Source organism: Nesterenkonia lacusekhoensis (genome assembly GCF_017876395.1).
Taxonomy (GTDB): Bacteria; Actinomycetota; Actinomycetes; order Actinomycetales; family Micrococcaceae; genus Nesterenkonia; species Nesterenkonia lacusekhoensis.
This window is the reverse complement of sequence record NZ_JAGINX010000001.1, coordinates 1493049-1511150: the sequence shown is the minus strand read 5'-3', so window position 1 is coordinate 1511150 and position 18102 is coordinate 1493049. Positions and strand designations below refer to the sequence as shown.

The 18102-nt window shown below is 67.1% G+C and carries 15 protein-coding genes and 1 tRNA gene; all 16 read left to right on the top strand.

Going from position 1 to position 18102, the window contains the following annotated elements; translation table 11 throughout:
* The first annotated feature begins 4 nt into the window (after positions 1 to 4).
* The 16 genes from hisF (at position 5) to JOF45_RS13625 (ending at position 18092) form a co-directional block, all read left to right on the top strand.
* A complete protein-coding gene (gene hisF, locus JOF45_RS07125; RefSeq protein WP_210048729.1) occupies positions 5 to 775 on the top strand; it encodes an imidazole glycerol phosphate synthase subunit HisF in 771 nt (256 codons plus the stop codon).
* Entirely contained in the window at positions 775 to 1146 is a 372-nt protein-coding gene (hisI, locus tag JOF45_RS07120; protein WP_378578712.1) for a phosphoribosyl-AMP cyclohydrolase, read from the top strand. Before hisF ends, hisI begins: the two co-directional genes overlap by 1 nt.
* Positions 1146 to 2738, top strand: coding sequence for a chorismate-binding protein (locus tag JOF45_RS07115; protein ID WP_210048728.1), 1593 nt, complete (start codon positions 1146 to 1148; stop codon positions 2736 to 2738). Before hisI ends, JOF45_RS07115 begins: the two co-directional genes overlap by 1 nt.
* A complete protein-coding gene (locus JOF45_RS07110; RefSeq protein ID WP_210048727.1) occupies positions 2738 to 3367 on the top strand; it encodes a Trp biosynthesis-associated membrane protein in 630 nt (209 codons plus the stop codon). Before JOF45_RS07115 ends, JOF45_RS07110 begins: the two co-directional genes overlap by 1 nt.
* A 31-nt stretch (positions 3368 to 3398) precedes the next feature.
* Complete coding sequence (locus tag JOF45_RS07105; RefSeq protein WP_210048726.1) at positions 3399 to 3776, top strand: HGxxPAAW family protein; 378 nt, start codon at positions 3399 to 3401, stop codon at positions 3774 to 3776.
* Between the two features lie 7 nt (positions 3777 to 3783).
* Complete coding sequence (gene trpC / locus JOF45_RS07100) at positions 3784 to 4590, top strand: indole-3-glycerol phosphate synthase TrpC (protein ID WP_210048725.1); 807 nt, start codon at positions 3784 to 3786, stop codon at positions 4588 to 4590.
* An 11-nt stretch (positions 4591 to 4601) separates the two neighbouring features.
* The gene (gene trpB / locus JOF45_RS07095) at positions 4602 to 5891 is read left to right on the top strand and encodes a tryptophan synthase subunit beta (RefSeq protein ID WP_210048724.1); all 1290 of its coding nucleotides are present in this window, start codon (positions 4602 to 4604) and stop codon (positions 5889 to 5891) included.
* A complete protein-coding gene (trpA, locus tag JOF45_RS07090) occupies positions 5888 to 6691 on the top strand; it encodes a tryptophan synthase subunit alpha (RefSeq protein WP_210051492.1) in 804 nt (267 codons plus the stop codon). The genes trpB and trpA overlap by 4 nt, the downstream gene beginning before the upstream one ends.
* Positions 6688 to 8241: a sodium-dependent transporter gene (locus tag JOF45_RS07085; RefSeq protein WP_210048723.1), complete on the top strand. Its 1554-nt coding sequence runs from the start codon at positions 6688 to 6690 to the stop codon at positions 8239 to 8241. Before trpA ends, JOF45_RS07085 begins: the two co-directional genes overlap by 4 nt.
* The gene (locus tag JOF45_RS07080; RefSeq protein ID WP_210048722.1) at positions 8241 to 8345 is read left to right on the top strand and encodes a methionine/alanine import family NSS transporter small subunit; all 105 of its coding nucleotides are present in this window, start codon (positions 8241 to 8243) and stop codon (positions 8343 to 8345) included. The genes JOF45_RS07085 and JOF45_RS07080 overlap by 1 nt, the downstream gene beginning before the upstream one ends.
* 23 nt (positions 8346 to 8368) lie before the next feature.
* On the top strand, positions 8369 to 9397 hold the full coding sequence (gene lgt / locus JOF45_RS07075; protein ID WP_210048721.1) for a prolipoprotein diacylglyceryl transferase: 1029 nt from the start codon (positions 8369 to 8371) through the stop codon (positions 9395 to 9397).
* Positions 9398 to 9570: 173 nt separating this feature from the next.
* Positions 9571 to 14214 (top strand): glutamate synthase large subunit, encoded by a 4644-nt coding sequence (gltB, locus tag JOF45_RS07070; protein WP_210048720.1) that lies wholly within the window; start codon positions 9571 to 9573, stop codon positions 14212 to 14214.
* Positions 14207 to 15673, top strand: coding sequence for a glutamate synthase subunit beta (locus tag JOF45_RS07065; RefSeq protein WP_210048719.1), 1467 nt, complete (start codon positions 14207 to 14209; stop codon positions 15671 to 15673). The genes gltB and JOF45_RS07065 overlap by 8 nt, the downstream gene beginning before the upstream one ends.
* A gap of 97 nt (positions 15674 to 15770) precedes the next feature.
* Positions 15771 to 17288: a pyruvate kinase gene (gene pyk / locus JOF45_RS07060; RefSeq protein ID WP_210048718.1), complete on the top strand. Its 1518-nt coding sequence runs from the start codon at positions 15771 to 15773 to the stop codon at positions 17286 to 17288.
* A 61-nt stretch (positions 17289 to 17349) separates the two neighbouring features.
* Positions 17350 to 17430: transfer RNA gene (locus JOF45_RS07055), tRNA-Leu, on the top strand.
* A 29-nt stretch (positions 17431 to 17459) separates the two neighbouring features.
* Complete coding sequence (locus JOF45_RS13625; RefSeq protein WP_210048717.1) at positions 17460 to 18092, top strand: ANTAR domain-containing response regulator; 633 nt, start codon at positions 17460 to 17462, stop codon at positions 18090 to 18092.
* Positions 18093 to 18102 lie beyond the last annotated feature (10 nt).

Sequence of the window (18102 nt, the reverse complement as noted above, 5' to 3'; positions counted from 1 at the left end):
GCCGATGAGCCTGGCCATCCGTGTGATCCCCTGTCTGGACGTCGACGCCGGCCGAGTGGTCAAGGGAGTCAACTTCGAGAACCTCCGCGACGCCGGCGACCCGGTGGAGCTGGCCCACCGGTACAACGCCGCAGGGGCCGACGAACTCACCTTCCTGGACGTCACCGCCTCCAGCTCGGACCGGGAGACCACCTACGACGTGGTCACCCAGACTGCTCAGGAGGTCTTCATCCCGCTGACCGTGGGCGGGGGAGTCCGTACGGAGGCCGATGTGGACCGTCTTCTGAAGTCCGGAGCGGACAAGGCCTCCATCAACACTGCCGCAGTGGCCCGGCCGCAGGTCATCGATGAGATCGTCAGCCGCTTCGGCAATCAGGTGTTGGTCCTGTCCCTGGACGCCCGGCGCACAGAGGACCCCTCGGTGGCCTCCGGCTATGAGGTGACCACCCATGGCGGCCGCAAGGGCACCGGCATGGACGCTGTGGCCTGGTGCCGCGAAGCCTCCGAGCGCGGGGTCGGGGAGATCCTGCTGAACTCCATCGATGCCGACGGCACTCGTGACGGCTTCGACACCGAGATGATCGCCGACGTCCGGAAGGTCACCTCGGTGCCGATCATCGCCTCCGGCGGCGCCGGCCGGCCCGAGCACTTCCCTCCGGCGATCGAGGCAGGCGCCGACGCCGTCCTGGCCGCCAGCATGTTCCACTTCGGCCCGGTCGATATGATCGCCCGAGTCAAAGACACCATCCGCTCCGCCGGATATCCCGTGAGGTGATCCCCCTGGACACTGAGACCTATACGTTGGACGAAGACATCCGCAGCCGCCTGCGCATGGACGAGGCCGGGCTGGTCCCGGCCATCGCCCAGGACGCCGCCACCGGTGAGGTCCTGATGATGGCCTGGATGAACGAACAGGCTCTGGCCGCCACTCTGGCCACCCGTGAGGGGACCTACTGGTCACGCTCGCGTCAGGAGCTGTGGCGCAAGGGAGCCACCAGCGGAAACACCCAACGGGTCACCAGTGTTGCTCTGGACTGCGACGGCGACACCGTCCTGCTGCGTGTTCAGCAGCAGGGGCCTGCCTGCCACACCGGCGCCCCCACCTGCTTCAGCGGACGGGAGCTCGCTCTGGGGGAGACCTCGTGATGCAGAGCTTCGGAACGATCGTCCCCGGCGCTGAGGAGTTCGCCCAGCTCGCCGGCTCTCATAAGGTCATCCCGGTGAGCATGACGCTGCTGGCCGATGGTCACACGCCGCTGAGCATCTACCGCGCTCTGGCCATGGATGAGGGGCAGCCGCGCCCGGGCAGCTTCCTCATGGAGTCGGCCGCCCCCGGGGCGGGCTGGTCCCAGCACTCCTTCATCGGGGTGAACTCCCTGGCCACCCTCACGGAGGCCGAGGGCCGCGCTCACTGGTTGGGTGAGGTGCCTGCGGGAATCCCTCAGGAGGGCACGACGGCCGAGGTGCTGCGTGACAGCCTCGAGTTCCTGGGCGGACGCCCCTTCCGAGAGGAGCTGGCCCATCTGACCTCCGGGCTGATCGGCTACGTCGGCTGGGAGACCGTCCGCCACTGGGAGCGGCTGCCCGACCCGCCCGAGGACGACCTGGGTCTGCCCGAGATGGCGATGAACCTGGTGGGCGACCTGGTCATCCACGACAACCGCAACGGCACGGTCACCTTGGTCGCCAATGCCATCAACCGCGACGGCAGGGACACAGGGGTCGAGGCGGCGTATGACGACGCGCTGGCCCGTCTGGACGCGATGCGCCGGAAGCTCGCCGAGCCGGTGCGGCCCGGCCTGGCCGCAGCCGAGCAGGACTGGGCCGCAGCGGTGGAGCAGGACCTGACCGACCGGGTGCAGCACACCTGGGATGAGGACGAGTACCTGGCCACGCTGCGCCGCGCCAAGCAGGCCATCGTCGACGGCGAGGTCTTCCAGATCGTGGTCTCCCGGCGCTTCGAAGTGGAGACGCAGGTGGATGCCCTGACGGTCTATCGGATGCTGCGGCTGCTCAATCCGAGCCCGTATATGTACCTCTTCCACTTCGAGACTCCGCCGGGTCCGGGCCAGGAGCACGGTGAGCCCTACCAGCTGGTGGGGGCCTCGCCGGAGGCGCTGGTCACCGTCGACGAGCGGCCCAGCGGTGAGCGGATCGCTGTCACCCATCCCATCGCGGGGACCCGGCCGCGCGGAGACACTCCGGTCCATGATCGGGAGCTGGCCGAGGACCTGCTGGCCGATGAGAAGGAGCGGGCCGAGCACATCATGCTGGTGGACCTGGCGCGCAACGATCTGGCCAAGGTCTGCGAGCCCGGCTCCGTGCAGGTCACCCAGTTCATAGCCGTGGAGCGCTTCTCCCACGTGATGCACCTGACCAGTCATGTCCAGGGCGTGGTGGCGGAGAGCTCCTCCGCCTACGACGTGTTGGCCGCGACCTTCCCCGCCGGCACACTCTCCGGGGCGCCGAAGCCGCGCGCCCTGCAGCTGCTGGACCAGTGGGAGCCCCAGCGCCGCGGCATCTACGGGGGCGTGGTCGGCTACTTCGACCTGTCCGGACGGATGGATGCCGCCATCGCGATCCGCTCTGCGGTGCTGAAGGACGGGCGCGCCTATGTGCAGTCCGGCGGCGGGATCGTGGCCGACTCCGACGATGAGGCCGAGCGCCTGGAGACTGTGAACAAAGCTGCCGCGCCGCTGCGCGCGGTGCTGGCCGCCGACCGGCTCGAGGAGGGCTGATGTCACGAGCACTCACACGCCGCAATGTGGTGCTGCTGGCGATCCTGGGCGGTGCGCTGCTGATGATCGCCACCACCCAGACCTGGGTCACCGCCAGCGGGCTCGACGATCTCAGCGATGTGCAGGAGGTCGAGATCTCCGGCACAGATGTGGCCGACACTGTCACGGCGATGGCTCTGGTGGGCCTGGCCGGGGCACTGGCACTGACCATCGCACGCACAGTGCTGCGCTATGTCATCGCAGCCCTGCTGATGGCCGCCGGCATCTTCTCCCTGATCACCATCAGCGGAGTCGTAGCCGCTCCGGAGCAGCGTGCCGTGGAGGCTCTGGGCGAGGTCACCCGGACCACTGAGCATGCCGCCGCCTATGAGATCGGCGGCTTCGTGTGGGTGGCCATGGCCGGCGGTGTGATCCTCATCGGCGCCGGGCTGCTGGTGCTGCTGGGATCCTCCCGCTGGCAGGACGCCGCGGCCTCGAAGAAGTACGACAGAAGCGCCTCCGGCGTCGCGGCCTCGGGAGCTGAGGAGGACCCGGACGAGTTCGACCTCTGGGACGGGCTCAGCGCCGGAGACGACCCCACCGATCGCGGCGCATCGAGCCAGAGGCGACGCACAGATCTGGCAGAATAGACGCGGAACACATTTCACCGAGAGGGAACCGATGACCACCACTGATCAGCGCACCGTCCGCGACGTCGAGCAGCGACCCGCCGCCGACGAGTACATCCACTATGACCACATCGGTCACGGATCGACTCCGGCCGCCTGGACGCTCAACCTGACGATCGTGCTGGGCGCCGTGGTCGCCGGCATCGGCGTCATCATCCCCAACCTGACGGTCGCCATCATCGGCGCCGCCCTGGTGCCGGTGGGCATCATCCTGGGAATCGTCATGAAGAAGATGGGGCTGGGCGTGGAGATGGACAGCAAAGCTGTGCTGCGGCGCGGGGAGGACCCCCGGGCCCACGGCGGCCCGGCCACCCCGGACAACTCCAGCGGTGGTGCGGAGAAGCGTCGTCCCGGCGCCTCCACCGACTGACCCGACGATGTCCACAGTTCTCGATTCCATCATCGAAGGGGTTCGTGAGGACCTCACCTCCCGTATGGCGGAGACACCGCTGCGCGAGATCACCGCGAGGGCGGCCGAGGCTTCACCAGCCCTGGACGCCTACGCCGCGCTGCAGGGAGGCCGTTCCGACTCCGCAGGCGTACGGATCATCTCCGAGGTCAAGCGCTCCTCCCCGTCGAAGGGCGCCCTGGCCGAGATCCCGGATCCGGCGGAGCTGGCGCAGGCCTATGAGCGCGGCGGCGCCTCGGTGATCAGTGTGCTGACTGAGGGGCGCCGCTTCCGCGGATCGCTGGCCGACCTGGCCGCCGTCCGTGCCGCAGTGGACATCCCGGTGCTGCGCAAGGACTTCATGGTGGAGGAGTACCAGTTCCATGAGGCCCGTGCCTACGGCGCCGACCTGGTCCTGCTGATCGTCGCAGCGTTGGACGATGCCCAGCTGCGCGACTTCCTCGCCCTGACCCACGAACTGGGCATGAACGCCCTGGTGGAGGCACACACCGAGGAGGAGATCGAACGCGCCGTCGCGGCGGAGGCGAAGATCGTCGGTGTCAACGTGCGCAATCTCAAGACACTCGACGTCGACGTTGCCCACTATGAGGCGATGGCGCGTCACCTGCCCGCCGACGCTGTCCGGATCGCCGAATCCGGTGTGGACGGCCCCGGCGTGGTCGCCGACTACGCCCGGCAGGGCGCCGACGCTGTGCTGGTCGGAGAAGCCCTGGTCAAGGACGGCGAACCGACCGAGGCGCTCCGACGCTTCCGCGCGGCCAGCCTCACCCGCTGAAGGAGACACATATGACGTACCGCGAGCACGAGGGCCCCTATTTCGGCGACTACGGCGGGCGCTGGATGCCCGAATCTCTGGTAGCCGCTCTCGACGAGCTCGAGGAGACCTTCCGCAAGGCCAAGGCGGACCCGTCCTTCGCCGAGGAGTTCGAGGCCCTCTCCCGGGACTACACGGGACGCCCCTCGCTGCTGACCGAGGTGCCCCGCTTCGCCGCCGAAGCCTCCGGTCGGGAGGACGGCGCACGGATCTTCCTCAAGCGGGAGGACCTCAACCACACCGGCTCCCACAAGATCAACAACGTGCTGGGCCAGGCACTGCTGGCTCGCCGAATGGGCAAGACGCGCCTGATCGCTGAGACCGGTGCCGGCCAGCACGGCGTGGCCACTGCTACGGCAGCAGCCCTGATGGGTATGGAGTGCGTGGTCTACATGGGCGGTGCCGACACGCGCCGCCAGGCCCTGAACGTGGCGCGCATGCGTCTGCTCGGCGCGGAGGTCATCCCCGTCGAGCATGGGGCCAAGACGCTGAAGGATGCGATCAACGAAGCCCTGCGCGATTGGGTCGCCAGCGTGGAGAACACCCACTACGTGCTGGGCACTGTGGCTGGTCCGCATCCCTTCCCGGAGATGGTGCGCTACTTCCACCAGGTCATCGGCGAGGAGGCCCGCGAGCAGATCCTGGAGCAGACCGGCCGGCTGCCCGACGCCGTGGCCGCCTGCGTGGGCGGCGGTTCCAATGCCATCGGCCTGTTCCACAGCTTCCTGGACGACGAATCTGTGGCCATCTACGGCTATGAGGCCGGGGGCGAGGGCATCGAGACCGAGCGCCACGCCTCCGCCATCACCCTCGGGCGCTCCGGTGTGCTCCACGGAGCCCGCTCCTATCTGATGCAGGACGAGGACGGCCAGACCGTGGACTCCCACTCCATCTCGGCCGGGCTGGACTACCCGTCGGTGGGGCCCGAGCACGCCTACCTGGCCGACGTCGGACGGGTCAGCTATGAACCGGTCACCGACGCCGAATGCATGACCGCCTTCGAACAGCTCTGCCGGACTGAGGGCATCATCCCGGCCATCGAGTCCGCCCACGCCCTGGCCGGAGCGGCACGGCTCTCGGCCTCATGGGGCGCCGAAGGCAAGGACCGGATCATCCTGGTCAGCCTCTCCGGGCGCGGGGACAAGGATGTGGAGACCGCCGCGCGGTGGTTCAGCATGCTTCCCGGCCAGGACGACGCCCCCGAGCACGACGCCTCCGCCGCAGAGGCCGCCGAGGCACCGACGACAGGAGTGCAGAGTTGAACGAGCAGGAGACCCTCTCCGGACTCAGGACCGCTGAGGTCATCGACCGCGCCACGGCTGAGGGCCGCAGCGCCTTCATCGGCTACCTGCCTGCCTGCTATCCGGACCTGGCCACCAGTGTGGAGGCTGCGGTGCAGCTGGCGCAGAACGGCGCCGACATCATCGAGATCGGGGCGCCGTATTCGGACCCGGTCATGGACGGACCGGTGATCCAGCAGGCCACCACTGAGGCGCTGGCCAACGGGTTCCGCATCTCGGAGCTCTTCGAGGTGGTCCGCCAGGTCTCCGAGCGCACCGATGCCGCCGTGGTGGTGATGATCTACTACAACCTGATCGATCGTATGGGGGCCGAGGAGTTCGCTCGGCGCCTGGCCGAGGCGGGGGGAGCGGGAGCGATCACCCCGGATCTCATCCCTGACGAGGCCCACGAGTGGATGGCCGCCAGCGAGAAGTATGGTCTGGACCGGATCTTCCTCGCCGCTCCCACCTCTTCGCCGGAGCGGCTGTGGCGGATCGCCTCAGATTCGCGCGGATTCGTCTACGGCGTCTCCCTCATGGGGGTCACCGGCAGACGCGATGCAGTCTCCGATGCCGCCGAGCGCGTGGTCGAAGGGACCAAGGCCGCCGGGGCCCAGCGTGTCTGCGTGGGACTGGGGGTCTCCACCCGTGAGCACGTCGAGGAGATCGGCCGCTATGCCGACGGCGTGATCGTCGGCACCGCACTGGTCGCCGCCCTGCGCGACGGCGGCCCGGAGGCCGTGGGGACCCTCACGGCCGAGCTGACCGGGAGGTCCTTATGAGTCAGGCAGCAGCCCCGCAGCGTCGGCGTCTGCGGGAGAGCTTCACCGGCCGCACCGCCTTCATCCTGGTGGCGGTCGGATCGGCTGTCGGGCTGGGAAACATCTGGCGGTTCCCGTACGTCACCTACGAGAACGGCGGCGGCGCCTTCCTGATCCCGTATCTGGTGGCGCTGCTGACCGCTGGCCTGCCGATCCTGCTCTTCGACTATGCGATCGGCTACAGGTTCCGGGGCTCCCCGCCGCTGGCCTTCAAGCGGCTGCACCCCAAGGCTGAAGCCATCGGCTGGTTCCAGGTGGGCATCAGCTTCCTGATCGGCATCTATTACGCCGCGATCGTGGCCTGGGCCGCCATGTACACCTGGTTCTCCCTCGACCAGGCCTGGGGCGACGACGCCGCGGGCTTCTTCATGGGGGAGTACCTCCAGTATGACGAGGGCGGCACCGGAGGATTCGGGATCTCGGTGGACTTCGTGGCCCAAGTGGGCTGGCCGCTGATCGTGGTCTGGCTGATCCTGTTGGTCGCCCTGGCGGCCGGAGTCCGCAAGGGCATCACGCAGGTCTCGCTCATCGGCCTGCCGGTCCTGCTGGTCATGTTCGTGCTGCTGGTGGGCTACTCGCTGACTCTCGACGGGGCCACCGACGGACTGAACGCGCTGTTCTCCCCGGAGTGGTCGGCTCTGGCCAGCCCGACTGTGTGGATCCAGGCCTACGGCCAGATCTTCTTCAGCCTCTCGGTGGGCTTCGGCATCATGGTCACCTACGCCTCCTACCTGAAGAGGAAGTCCAACGCCTCGGGCTCGGGCTTGGTGGTGGGCTTCGCCAACTCCTCCTTCGAGATGCTGGCCGCGATCGGTGTCTTTGCGGCACTGGGATTCCTGGCAGCAGGGGCCCCGGTGGGCGAAGTGGCCGACTCCGGACTGGGTCTGGCCTTCATCGCATTCCCGACCATCATCTCCGAGGCGCCGGCGTCGGCTCTGCTGGGCGTGCTGTTCTTCGGCTCCCTGACCATCGCTGGACTGACCTCGCTGATCTCGATCATGGAAGTCGTGGTCTCCTCGGTGAAGGACAAGACTGGGTGGTCCCGTCCGGTCTCAGTGGCTGTGGCCGGCGGCTCCAGCGCCGTGATCTCCGTGGTGCTGATCGGCGGCGTCTCGGGGCTGACCATCCTGGACGTGGTGGATGCCTTCTCCAACAACATCGGCATCGTGGGGGCGGCCCTGGTCGCCGTCTTCCTGGTCACCTGGGTCTTCCGCCGCATGGATGTGCTGGCGGACGGGCTCAATGCCTACGGGTCCTTCCGGGTGGGGCCGATCTGGAAGGCCCTGATCGGCATCGTGCTGCCGGTGGTCCTGGTCTATCTGCTGATCCTGGATGTGGCCGACAAGGTCCGGAACGGCTATGAGGGCTATGACAGCTGGGTGCTGGGCACCTTCGGCTGGGGCGCTCTTGCCCTGATGCTCGTACTCGCCGTGGCAATGAGCCTGGTGCGGTGGAGCGAACGCTCGCCCATGCACCTGGAGAATCCCGAGATCGATGAGGAGACCGTCTGATGGATACCGCTGCCGTCATCATGATGATTGTGGCCCTGGTGACCGTCTGGGGAGGTCTGATCGGAGCGATCGTGCACCTGGCCCGGAACCCTGACGAATCCTGAGAAACCCTCCGGGAGGAACTGATATGTTGACGGCCATGATCTCTGCAGGATTCCCCGCACCACCCACTGACGGCGTCGATCTGTTCGGCCCGCTGAGCATCACCTTCTACGCCGTCTGCATCCTGGTCGGGGCGGCTCTGGCCGTCTGGCTGGCCAGCAGGCTCTGGGCGTCCCGCGGGGGTGCCAAGGAGAACGTCTTCGACGCGACGATCTGGGCCGTGCTGCTGGGCTTCATCGGTGCGCGGCTCTACCACGTGGTGACCTCCCCGGATGCCTACTTCGGGCCTGAGGGTGAGCTCTCGCGGATCCCGGAGGTCTGGAACGGCGGGCTGAGCATCATCGGCGCGGTCATCTTCGGCGCGCTCGGCGTGTGGATCGCCTGCCGCCGCTACGGCATCAGGTTCGGTGCCTTCACCGACGTCCTGGTCCCCGGTGTGCTGCTGGCTCAGGCGGTCGGCCGCTGGGGCAACTGGTTCAACCAGGAGCTCTATGGCGCGCCGACGAACCTGCCGTGGGGCCTGGTCATCGACACCTCCCAGCGTCACCAGCCTCTGCCGTTGGGTGCCGGTGCGGACACCGCCTTCCACCCCACCTTCTTCTATGAGTTCGTCTGGAACCTGATCGGCGTCGCCCTGCTGCTGTGGCTCTTCCAGCGCTTCCAGTTCAAGCGCGGGCTGCTCACCTGGTCCTACGTGGCCTACTACGCGCTGGGTCGGTTCTGGGTCGAGAGCCTCCGTATTGATGAGTCCGGCAAGTCCACGCAGGTCCCGCTGAGCGACATCGGGATCGAGTGGCGGCTGAATCAGATCATCATGTTCGTGATCTTCCTCGTCGCCCTGGCCATGCTGATCTGGCTGTGGGCCAAGCGTCCGCGCACTGAAGAGGAGCTCGAGGAGGAGATGCGCATCTACGCCCCCGAGCAGGAGGCGTCCGAGCAGGCCGACAGTGCTGAGGACGCCGAGGCTGACAGCGCTGAGGCTGGTGACGAGGCCGCCGCCGACGTCGAGGACTCTGCGGACGCCGAGGAGAAGTCCTCGCCTTCCACATCTTGAGATGCGATTTGCCTCACCCGCACCGGGCGAGGAGGATGTATCTGATCAGGAGCCGCAAGGAAGCGTAAACTGGGCTGTGTCCGTGCCCGAATGCTCCGAAGACTTTTGAGGGAGTCGTACCCAACGTCGTCCCCTCCCCATCGCCGTTCGCATGCGGAGGAAGGTACACCATCATGTCCATTTCCACATCGGAAGCCGCTGGTCTGAGCGCAGAGACACCAGGGGATCGCGTCATCAGCCCCTTTGTGCGCTTTGCCGCCTATCCCGAGAAGGCGGGTCTCTATGACCCGGCCAATGAGCACGAGAACTGCGGCATGGCCGCCATCGCCACGCTGCGCGGTGAGCCGGGCCACGACATCGTGGACCACGCATTGGTCGCGCTGCGCAATCTCGAGCACCGAGGAGCTGTGGGCGGTGACGTCGGCACTGGTGACGGTGCCGGCCTGCTGACCCAGATCCCCGACGAGTTCTTCCGCGCTGTGGTGGACTTCGATCTGCCCGCAGCAGGGGAGTACGCCGCCGGAACCGCTTTCCTGCCTCAGTCCGCCGCTGAGCGCGAGCAGATGGCCTCCGCCCTGGAGGACATGGTCCGTGAGCAGGGCCTGAAGGTCCTGGGGTGGCGAGAGGTCCCCATCGACTCCTCGATGATCGGCACTCTGGCCAAGGAGTCCATGCCGCACTTCCGCCAGCTTTTCCTGGCACTGGCCGATGAGGACTCTCCGGAGTTTCAGGACTCCGCCTCCGGATCGTTGGATCAGCGGGCCTGGCGGCTGCGCAAGCGTGCGCAGAACCGACTGGGCGTGTACTTCCCCTCGCTGTCCTCGAAGACCATCACCTATAAGGGCATGCTGACCACAGCCCAGCTCGAGCCCTTCTTCCCGGACCTCTCCGATGAGCGGTTCAAGACCACGCTGGGCATCGTCCACTCGCGGTTCTCCACCAACACCTTCCCGTCCTGGCCGTTGGCGCAGCCGATGCGCAACATCGCCCACAACGGCGAGATCAACACGGTCAAGGGCAATCGCAACTGGATGCGCGCCCGGCAGTCGATGATGTCCTCCGAGCTGCTGGGGGAGGACCCCGAGTACCTCTTCCCGATCTGCACTCCCGGTGCCTCGGACTCGGCCTCCTTCGATGAGGCCGCCGAGCTGCTGATGCTCTCCGGACGCCCGCTGTCCCAGGCCATGCGCATGATGATCCCGGAGGCCTGGGAGAACCACAGCACCATGGACCCGAACCTCCGGGCCTTCTACCGCTATCACTCCATGCTCATGGAGGCCTGGGACGGGCCGGCGGCGATCGCCTTCTCCGACGGCCGTCAGGTCGGTGCCGTGCTGGACCGCAACGGTCTGCGCCCGGCCCGCTACTGGGTCACCGATGACGGCCTGGTCGTCCTGTCCTCCGAGGTCGGTGTGATCGACATCGAGCCCTCCACCGTGGTCCGCAAAGGCCGGGTCGCTCCGGGCATGATGTTCCTGCTCGACACGGTCGAGGGGCGCATCATCGAAGATGATGAGGTCAAGTCTGACTTCGCCTCCGCCCAGCCCTGGCAGGAGTGGGTGGATCAGAACCTGATCGATCTGAAGGAGCTGCCCGAGCGCCTGCACGTCCGCCACCCGACCGACTCGGTGCGGCTGCGCCAGCAGACCTTCGGCTACACCCACGAGGAGCTCAAGGTCCTGATCGGACCGATGGCCTCCACCGGCGCCGAGCCGCTGGGCGCGATGGGCACTGACACACCGATCGCCGTGCTCGCGGACCGTCCGCGGCTGCTCTTCGACTACTTCATCCAGAGCTTCGCCCAGGTGACGAACCCACCCCTGGACGCCATCCGCGAGGAGTTGGTGACCTCCCTGGGCCTGCACATCGGGCCCAACGGCAACCTGCTGACCGACGAGCAGGTCAAGTCCAAGCAGGTCGCCCTGGACTTCCCGGTGATCGACAACGATCAGCTGGCCAAGATCGCGAACATCCGCAATGACGAGGGCCAGAAGATCGCGACGAAGATCCGCGGCCTCTACCGGGTGGGCAGCTCCGAGGAGGAGTTCCGCCAGCGCATCCGCGAGATCTGCGAGAAGGTCTCCGCGGCGGTGAACCGAGGCGTCAGCTACATCGTCATCTCGGACCGCGACTCCAACGCACAGTGGGCGCCGATCCCGTCGATGCTGCTGCTCTCGGCCATTCACCATCACCTGCTGAAGTCGGCCAACCGCACCCGTGCTTCGCTGATCGTCGAGGCCGGAGACGTGCGTGAGGTCCACCATGTCGCCTGTCTGATCGGCTACGGCGCAGCCGCGGTGAACCCCTACCTGGCGATGGAGACCGCCGAAGACATGGTCCGCCGTGGTGAGATCAGCAACGTCTCGGAGTCTCAAGCGGTGCACAACCTGCTCACCGCTCTGGGCAAGGGCGTGCTGAAGATCATGTCCAAGATGGGCATCTCCACCGTGGCCTCCTACTGCGGCGCGCAGACCTTCGAGGCCGTGGGCCTGGCCCAGCACGTGGTGGATCAGTACTTCTCCGGCACCCACTCGCCGATGAGCGGCGTCGGGCTGGAGGTGCTGACCAAGGAGATCCAGGAGCGCCACGCCAAGGCCTACCCGCCGGACGGCAACGATCTGGGCCGCGGTGATGAGCTCGAGGTCGGCGGTGAGTACCAGTGGCGCCGCGAGGGCCCGCCGCATCTGTTCAACCCGGAGACCGTCTTCAAGCTTCAGCATTCGACGAAGTCGCGCCGCTACGACATCTTCAAGCAGTACACCAGGGCCGTGGATGATCAGTCCGAGGCTCTGATGACGCTGCGCGGCCTGCTGAAGTTCAAGGCCAAGCGGGACCCGATCCCGATCTCTGAGGTCGAGCCGGTCTCTGAGATCGTCAAGCGGTTCAACACCGGTGCGATGAGCTACGGCTCCATCTCCCAGGAGGCGCACGAGACCCTCGCCGTGGCGATGAACCGTCTGGGCGCGCGCTCGAACACCGGTGAGGGCGGCGAACATCCGGCACGACTGGTGGATCCTGAGCGCCGCAGCGCGATCAAGCAGATCGCCTCGGGCCGGTTCGGTGTGACCAGTCAGTACCTGACCCACGCGGACGATCTGCAGATCAAGATGGCCCAGGGAGCCAAGCCCGGTGAGGGCGGCCAGCTCATGGGCAAGAAGGTCTACCCCTGGGTGGCCGAGACCCGTCACTCCACTCCTGGGGTGTCCCTGGTGTCCCCGCCGCCGCACCATGACATCTACTCCATCGAGGACCTCGCCCAGCTGATCTACGACCTCAAGCGCTCCAACACGGATGCCCGGGTCCATGTGAAGCTGGTCGCGCTCAACGGTGTGGGCACAGTGGCCGCCGGTGTGACCAAGGCGAAGGCCGACGTCGTGCTGATCTCCGGGCACGACGGCGGCACCGGCGCCAGCCCGCTGAACTCGCTGAAGCACGCCGGCGCGCCGTGGGAGCTCGGCCTGGCCGAGGCCCAGCAGACGCTGATGCTCAACGGTCTGCGCGAACGTGTGACCGTGCAGGTGGACGGTCAGCTCAAGACCGGCCGCGATGTGGTCATCGCGGCGCTGCTCGGAGCCGAGGAGTACGGCTTCGCCACTGCGCCGCTGGTGGTCTCGGGCTGCATCATGATGCGCGTCTGCCACCTGGACACCTGCCCGGTGGGCGTGGCCACGCAGAACCCCACGCTGCGCGAGCGCTACACCGGCAAGGCCGACCATGTGGTGAACTTCTTCGAGTTCGTGGCCCAGGAGGTGCGCGAGTACCTGGCTGAGCTGGGCTTCCGCAGCCTGGACGAGGCCATCGGTCACATCGACTCCCTCGACATGGACGATGCCAGGCGGCACTGGAAGACCGAAGGCCTGGACCTGGACTCGGTGGTCGGCGGCTATGACCCCGAGGACCCGGTCACCTCGCAGATGCTGCGCCGGACCGCCGGACAGGACCATGAGTTGGAGAAGCACTTCGACATGGCGCTGATCGAGCAGGCCCAGACGGCCATCCGCCAGGGCCAGCCGGTGCATCTGGAGTCCAAAGTGATCAACACCGACCGCTCCGTGGGCACGATGCTCGGCCACGAGGTCACCAAGGCCCAGGGTCTGAGCACGCTGGAGAACAACACCATCACCGTGGATCTGCACGGGGAGGCCGGCCAGTCCCTGGGTGCCTTCCTGCCCCACGGTGTGACCCTGCGGCTCTCCGGCGACGCCAACGACTATGTCGGCAAGGGCCTCTCGGGCGGTCGGATCGTGGTCCATCCGGATGACTCTGCGCCGCTGGTGGCTGAGGACAACGTCATCGCCGGCAACGTGCTGGGCTATGGCGCGACCTCGGGGGAGATGTTCCTGCGCGGCCAGGTCGGGGAACGCTTCCTGGTCCGCAACTCCGGTGCGACCGCTGTGGTCGAGGGCATCGGCGATCACGGCTGTGAGTACATGACCGGCGGCCAGACGCTGATCATCGGACCCACCGGCCGGAACTTCGGCGCCGGCATGTCCGGCGGCACCGCCTTCGTCCTGGACTTCGAGGAGCAGAAGCTCAACGCTCAGGCCCGCGTCAAGGGTGATCTGCTGCTGCTGACCCCGGATGAGGAGGACCGCCAGATCGTGATGGACCTGCTCCGCCGGCATATCGAGGAGACCGGCTCCGCAGTCGCCGAGCGTCTGCTGGCCGATCCTGATGACACTTTCTCGCGCATCACCAAGGTGCTCCCGCGCGACTACGACGCCGTGCTGCGTGCCCGGTCCGAGGCCCTGGACGAGGGCATCGATCCCGACGGCGACGAGGCATGGCAGAAGATCCTGGAGGTGACCCGTGGCTGATCCGCGCGGCTTTCTGAAACATCGTGAGCGGCAGAGCCGGCCCTCACGCCCGGTGCCGGTGCGCATCATGGACTTCAACGAGGTCTATGAGCGCAACGAGCGTGGTCTGGTCCAGACCCAGGCCAGCCGCTGCATGGACTGCGGCGTCCCGTTCTGCCACACCGGCTGCCCGCTGGGGAACCTGATCCCGGAGTGGAACGACCTGATCTGGCGGGACCAGTGGGAGGAGGCCTCCTCCCGGCTGCATATGACCAACAACTTCCCGGAGTTCACCGGGCGGGTCTGCCCCGCTCCGTGCGAGACCTCCTGCGTGCTGGGCATCAACCAGCCGGCGGTGACCATCAAGCAGTCGGAGGTGGAGATCGCCGATGAGGCCATCTCCCGCGGCTATGTGGAACCGGTCCTGCCTCAGCGCCTGACCGGCAAGACGGTGGCAGTGGTGGGCTCGGGCCCGGCCGGACTTGCCGCCGCCCAGCAGCTGACCCGCGCCGGGCACACGGTCGCGGTCTACGAGCGCGACGACCGCCTGGGCGGCCTGCTGCGCTACGGCATCCCGGACTTCAAGATGGAGAAGCAGCACGTCGACTTCCGCATCGACCAGATGCAGGCAGAGGGCACCCGCTTCTACACCTCCACCGAGATCGGGACCGACATCACCTGGGACTCCCTGCGGGAGAGCTACGACGCCGTGATCGTGGCCACCGGCGCCATGGTTCCGCGGGATCTGCCGGTGCCGGGCCGCGGCCTGACCGGTGTGCACTTCGCCATGGAGTACCTGGTGCAGTCCAATAAGGCGGTGGCCGGAGACGAGGTCCCTGACCAGATCCACGCCCAGGACAAGCATGTGGTCATCCTGGGCGGCGGCGACACCGGCGCTGACTGCATCGGCACCGCTCACCGCCACGGGGCGAAGTCGGTCACCACACTGGCCATCGGCAAGGAGCTGCCCACCGAACGTCCTGGGCATGAGCCCTGGCCCATGGACCCGCGGGTCTTCGAGGTCTCCAGCGCCCATGAGGAGGGCGGCGAGGTCCAGTGGCTGGCCTCCACCGTGGAGTTCCTGGGCGACGAGAACGGCAACGTGCGCGCGCTGAAGGTCGCTGAGACCCAGTACAACGCGGACGGGTCCCGCACGCCCAAGCCGGGCACGGAGAAGGAGATCCCCGCGGATCTGGTCCTGCTGGCTCTGGGCTTCACCGGTGCCGAGCAGAACACGTTGAGCCCTCAGCTGGACGTGGAGTTCGCCAAGCGCGGCAACATCGAGCGTGCCGAGGACTATCAGACCAATGTCGAGGGAGTCTTCACCGTCGGCGACGCCGGCCGTGGAGCATCCCTGGTGGTCTGGGCTATCGCTGAGGGTCGGGCCGCGGCGAAGGAGGTCGACGAGTTCCTCGAAGGTTCCTCCCGCCTTCCTGCTCCGGTCAAGCCCAGCGACCAACCCATATCCCTGTCTGCTTGATAGGCTCGTGCTGAAAGACACACTGGCCCAGCGTCGTGCCGGAACTTTCTGAGACATCACACCTCGAAGAAGCAATCCGGAAAAGACAAGGTGAGGCATGAGACACGCCAAGATCGTCGCGACCTTCGGGCCGGCAACTGCCGGCTATGAGACTACCCGCCAGCTCATCGAAGCCGGCGTCGACGTCGCACGGGTGAATATGAGCCACGGCGACTACACCGTCCACGAGGCGACCTACAACGCGGTGCGCGAGGTCTCCAAGGACCTGCGCAAGGCCGTGGCGCTCTTCGCTGACCTGCAGGGTCCGAAGATCCGTCTGGGCCGCTTCGAAGACGACGCCAAGCACGAGTTGGCGGTCGGCGACCGGTTCACCATCACCACGGAGGACATCAGGGGGACCAAGGAGCGCTGCTCCACGACCCTGAAGACCCTCACCCAGGACGTCGCCCCCGGCGACACCCTGCTCATCGACGACGGCAAGGTCTCCCTGCGTGCCCTGGAGGTCACGGACACCGAGGTGATCACTGAGGTGGTCGTACCCGGTCCGGTCTCCAACAACAAGGGGATCAACCTGCCCGGCGTCGCCGTCTCCGTGCCCGCGCTCTCGGAGAAGGATGAGGAGGATCTGCGCTGGGCCCTGCGCACCGGCTTCGACATGATCGCGCTGAGCTTCGTGCGCGATGCCGCCGACATCGAGGCCGTCCACCGCATCATGGATGAGGAGGGCCGTCGCGTCCCCGTCATCGCAAAGATCGAGAAGCCCCAGGCGGTGGACGCGCTGCAGGACATCGTGGACGCCTTCGACGCCATCATGGTCGCCCGCGGCGATCTGGGTGTGGAGCTTCCGCTGGAGGAGGTCCCGGTGGTGCAGAAGCGCGCCGTGGAGCTCGCCCGCCGCTGGGCCAAGCCGGTCATCGTGGCGACCCAGGTCCTGGAGTCGATGATCGACAACCCGCGTCCCACCCGTGCGGAGGCCTCCGACTGCGCCAACGCAGTCCTCGACGGCGCCGATGCGGTCATGCTCTCGGGGGAGACCTCAGTGGGCAAGTATCCGGTGCGCACTGTGGAGACGATGTCGAACATCATCCGGACCACGGAGGACAAGGGCCTGGAGCGCATCCCGCAGCTGGGCACCCGTCCCAAGACCCGCGGCGGTGCGATCACCCGGGCGGCCAACGAGATCGCCGAGACCCTCGACATCGACTACCTGGCCACGTTCACCCGGTCGGGCGACTCGGCCCGGCGGCTGTCCCGACTGCGCCCGAAGCAGCCGGTCTTCGCCTTCACCCACGTGGAGCACACCCATAACAGCCTCTGCCTGAGCTGGGGTGTGCAGCCCCGCTGGGTGGAGTTCGCCGGTCACACCGACGAGATGACCGCCCAGGTGGACAAGCAGCTGCTCGAGGAGGGCATCGCTCAGCCGAACGATCTGGTGGTCATCGCCGCCGGGTCGCCTCCCGGCCAGGCCGGCACCACGAATATGCTCAAGGTCCACCGCATCGGCGACCTGCCCGAGCATCAGGACATCGAGTCGCTGCGTCGCGGCGATGTGCCGCCTCCGAACAAGGAGCCGGTGGGTCCCTGGCCGGCGCAGAGCGCCTCCAGCGCTCGGTAGTTCAGCAGAACAGCTGATTGAGCCTCTCCCAGCATCTCGCGCTATGCTGGGAGAGCTTCATGCCCGAATGGCGGAATCGGTAGACGCGCTCGACTCAAAATCGAGTACCTCAGGTGTGTGGGTTCGAGTCCCACTTCGGGCACCGACTGCCACGCAGACCGAAGGAGAACTGTGACCGAAGACCAGCAGGAAGCTCCGGCTTCCGAAGACGCCGTCCCTGAGGGCGAGGCACCGCAGGGCCGCCGGGTCCTCGTCGCCGAGGACGAGACGCTGATCCGCCTCGACATCGTCGAGATCCTCACCGGCGCCGGATACGAGGTCGTCGGGGAGGCGGACAACGGGGAGAAGGCGGTGGAGCTCGCTCGCGAGACCACGCCGGACCTGGTGGTCATGGACGTGAAGATGCCTGTCATGGACGGCATCACAGCTGCCAAGGCCATCGCCGAGGAGCGGATCGCTCCGGTGGTCATGCTCACCGCATTCTCCCAGCGCGACCTGGTGGAATCGGCTCGCGAGGCCGGAGCGATGGCCTATGTGGTCAAGCCCTTCAGCGAGAACGATCTGATCCCGGCCATCGAGGTGGCCGCGGCCCGTTTCGACGAGATCCGAGCGCTGGAGGAGGAGGTCACCTCCCTGGCCGATAAGTTCGAGACCCGCAAGCTGGTGGACCGTGCCAAATCGGTGCTGACCACCAAGATGGGGCTCTCCGAGCCGGAGGCCTTCCGCTGGATCCAGAAGACCTCGATGGATCGGCGTCTCTCTATGCGAGAAGTTGCGGAGACTGTCATCGACCAGATGGGCTGAGGGATAGAAT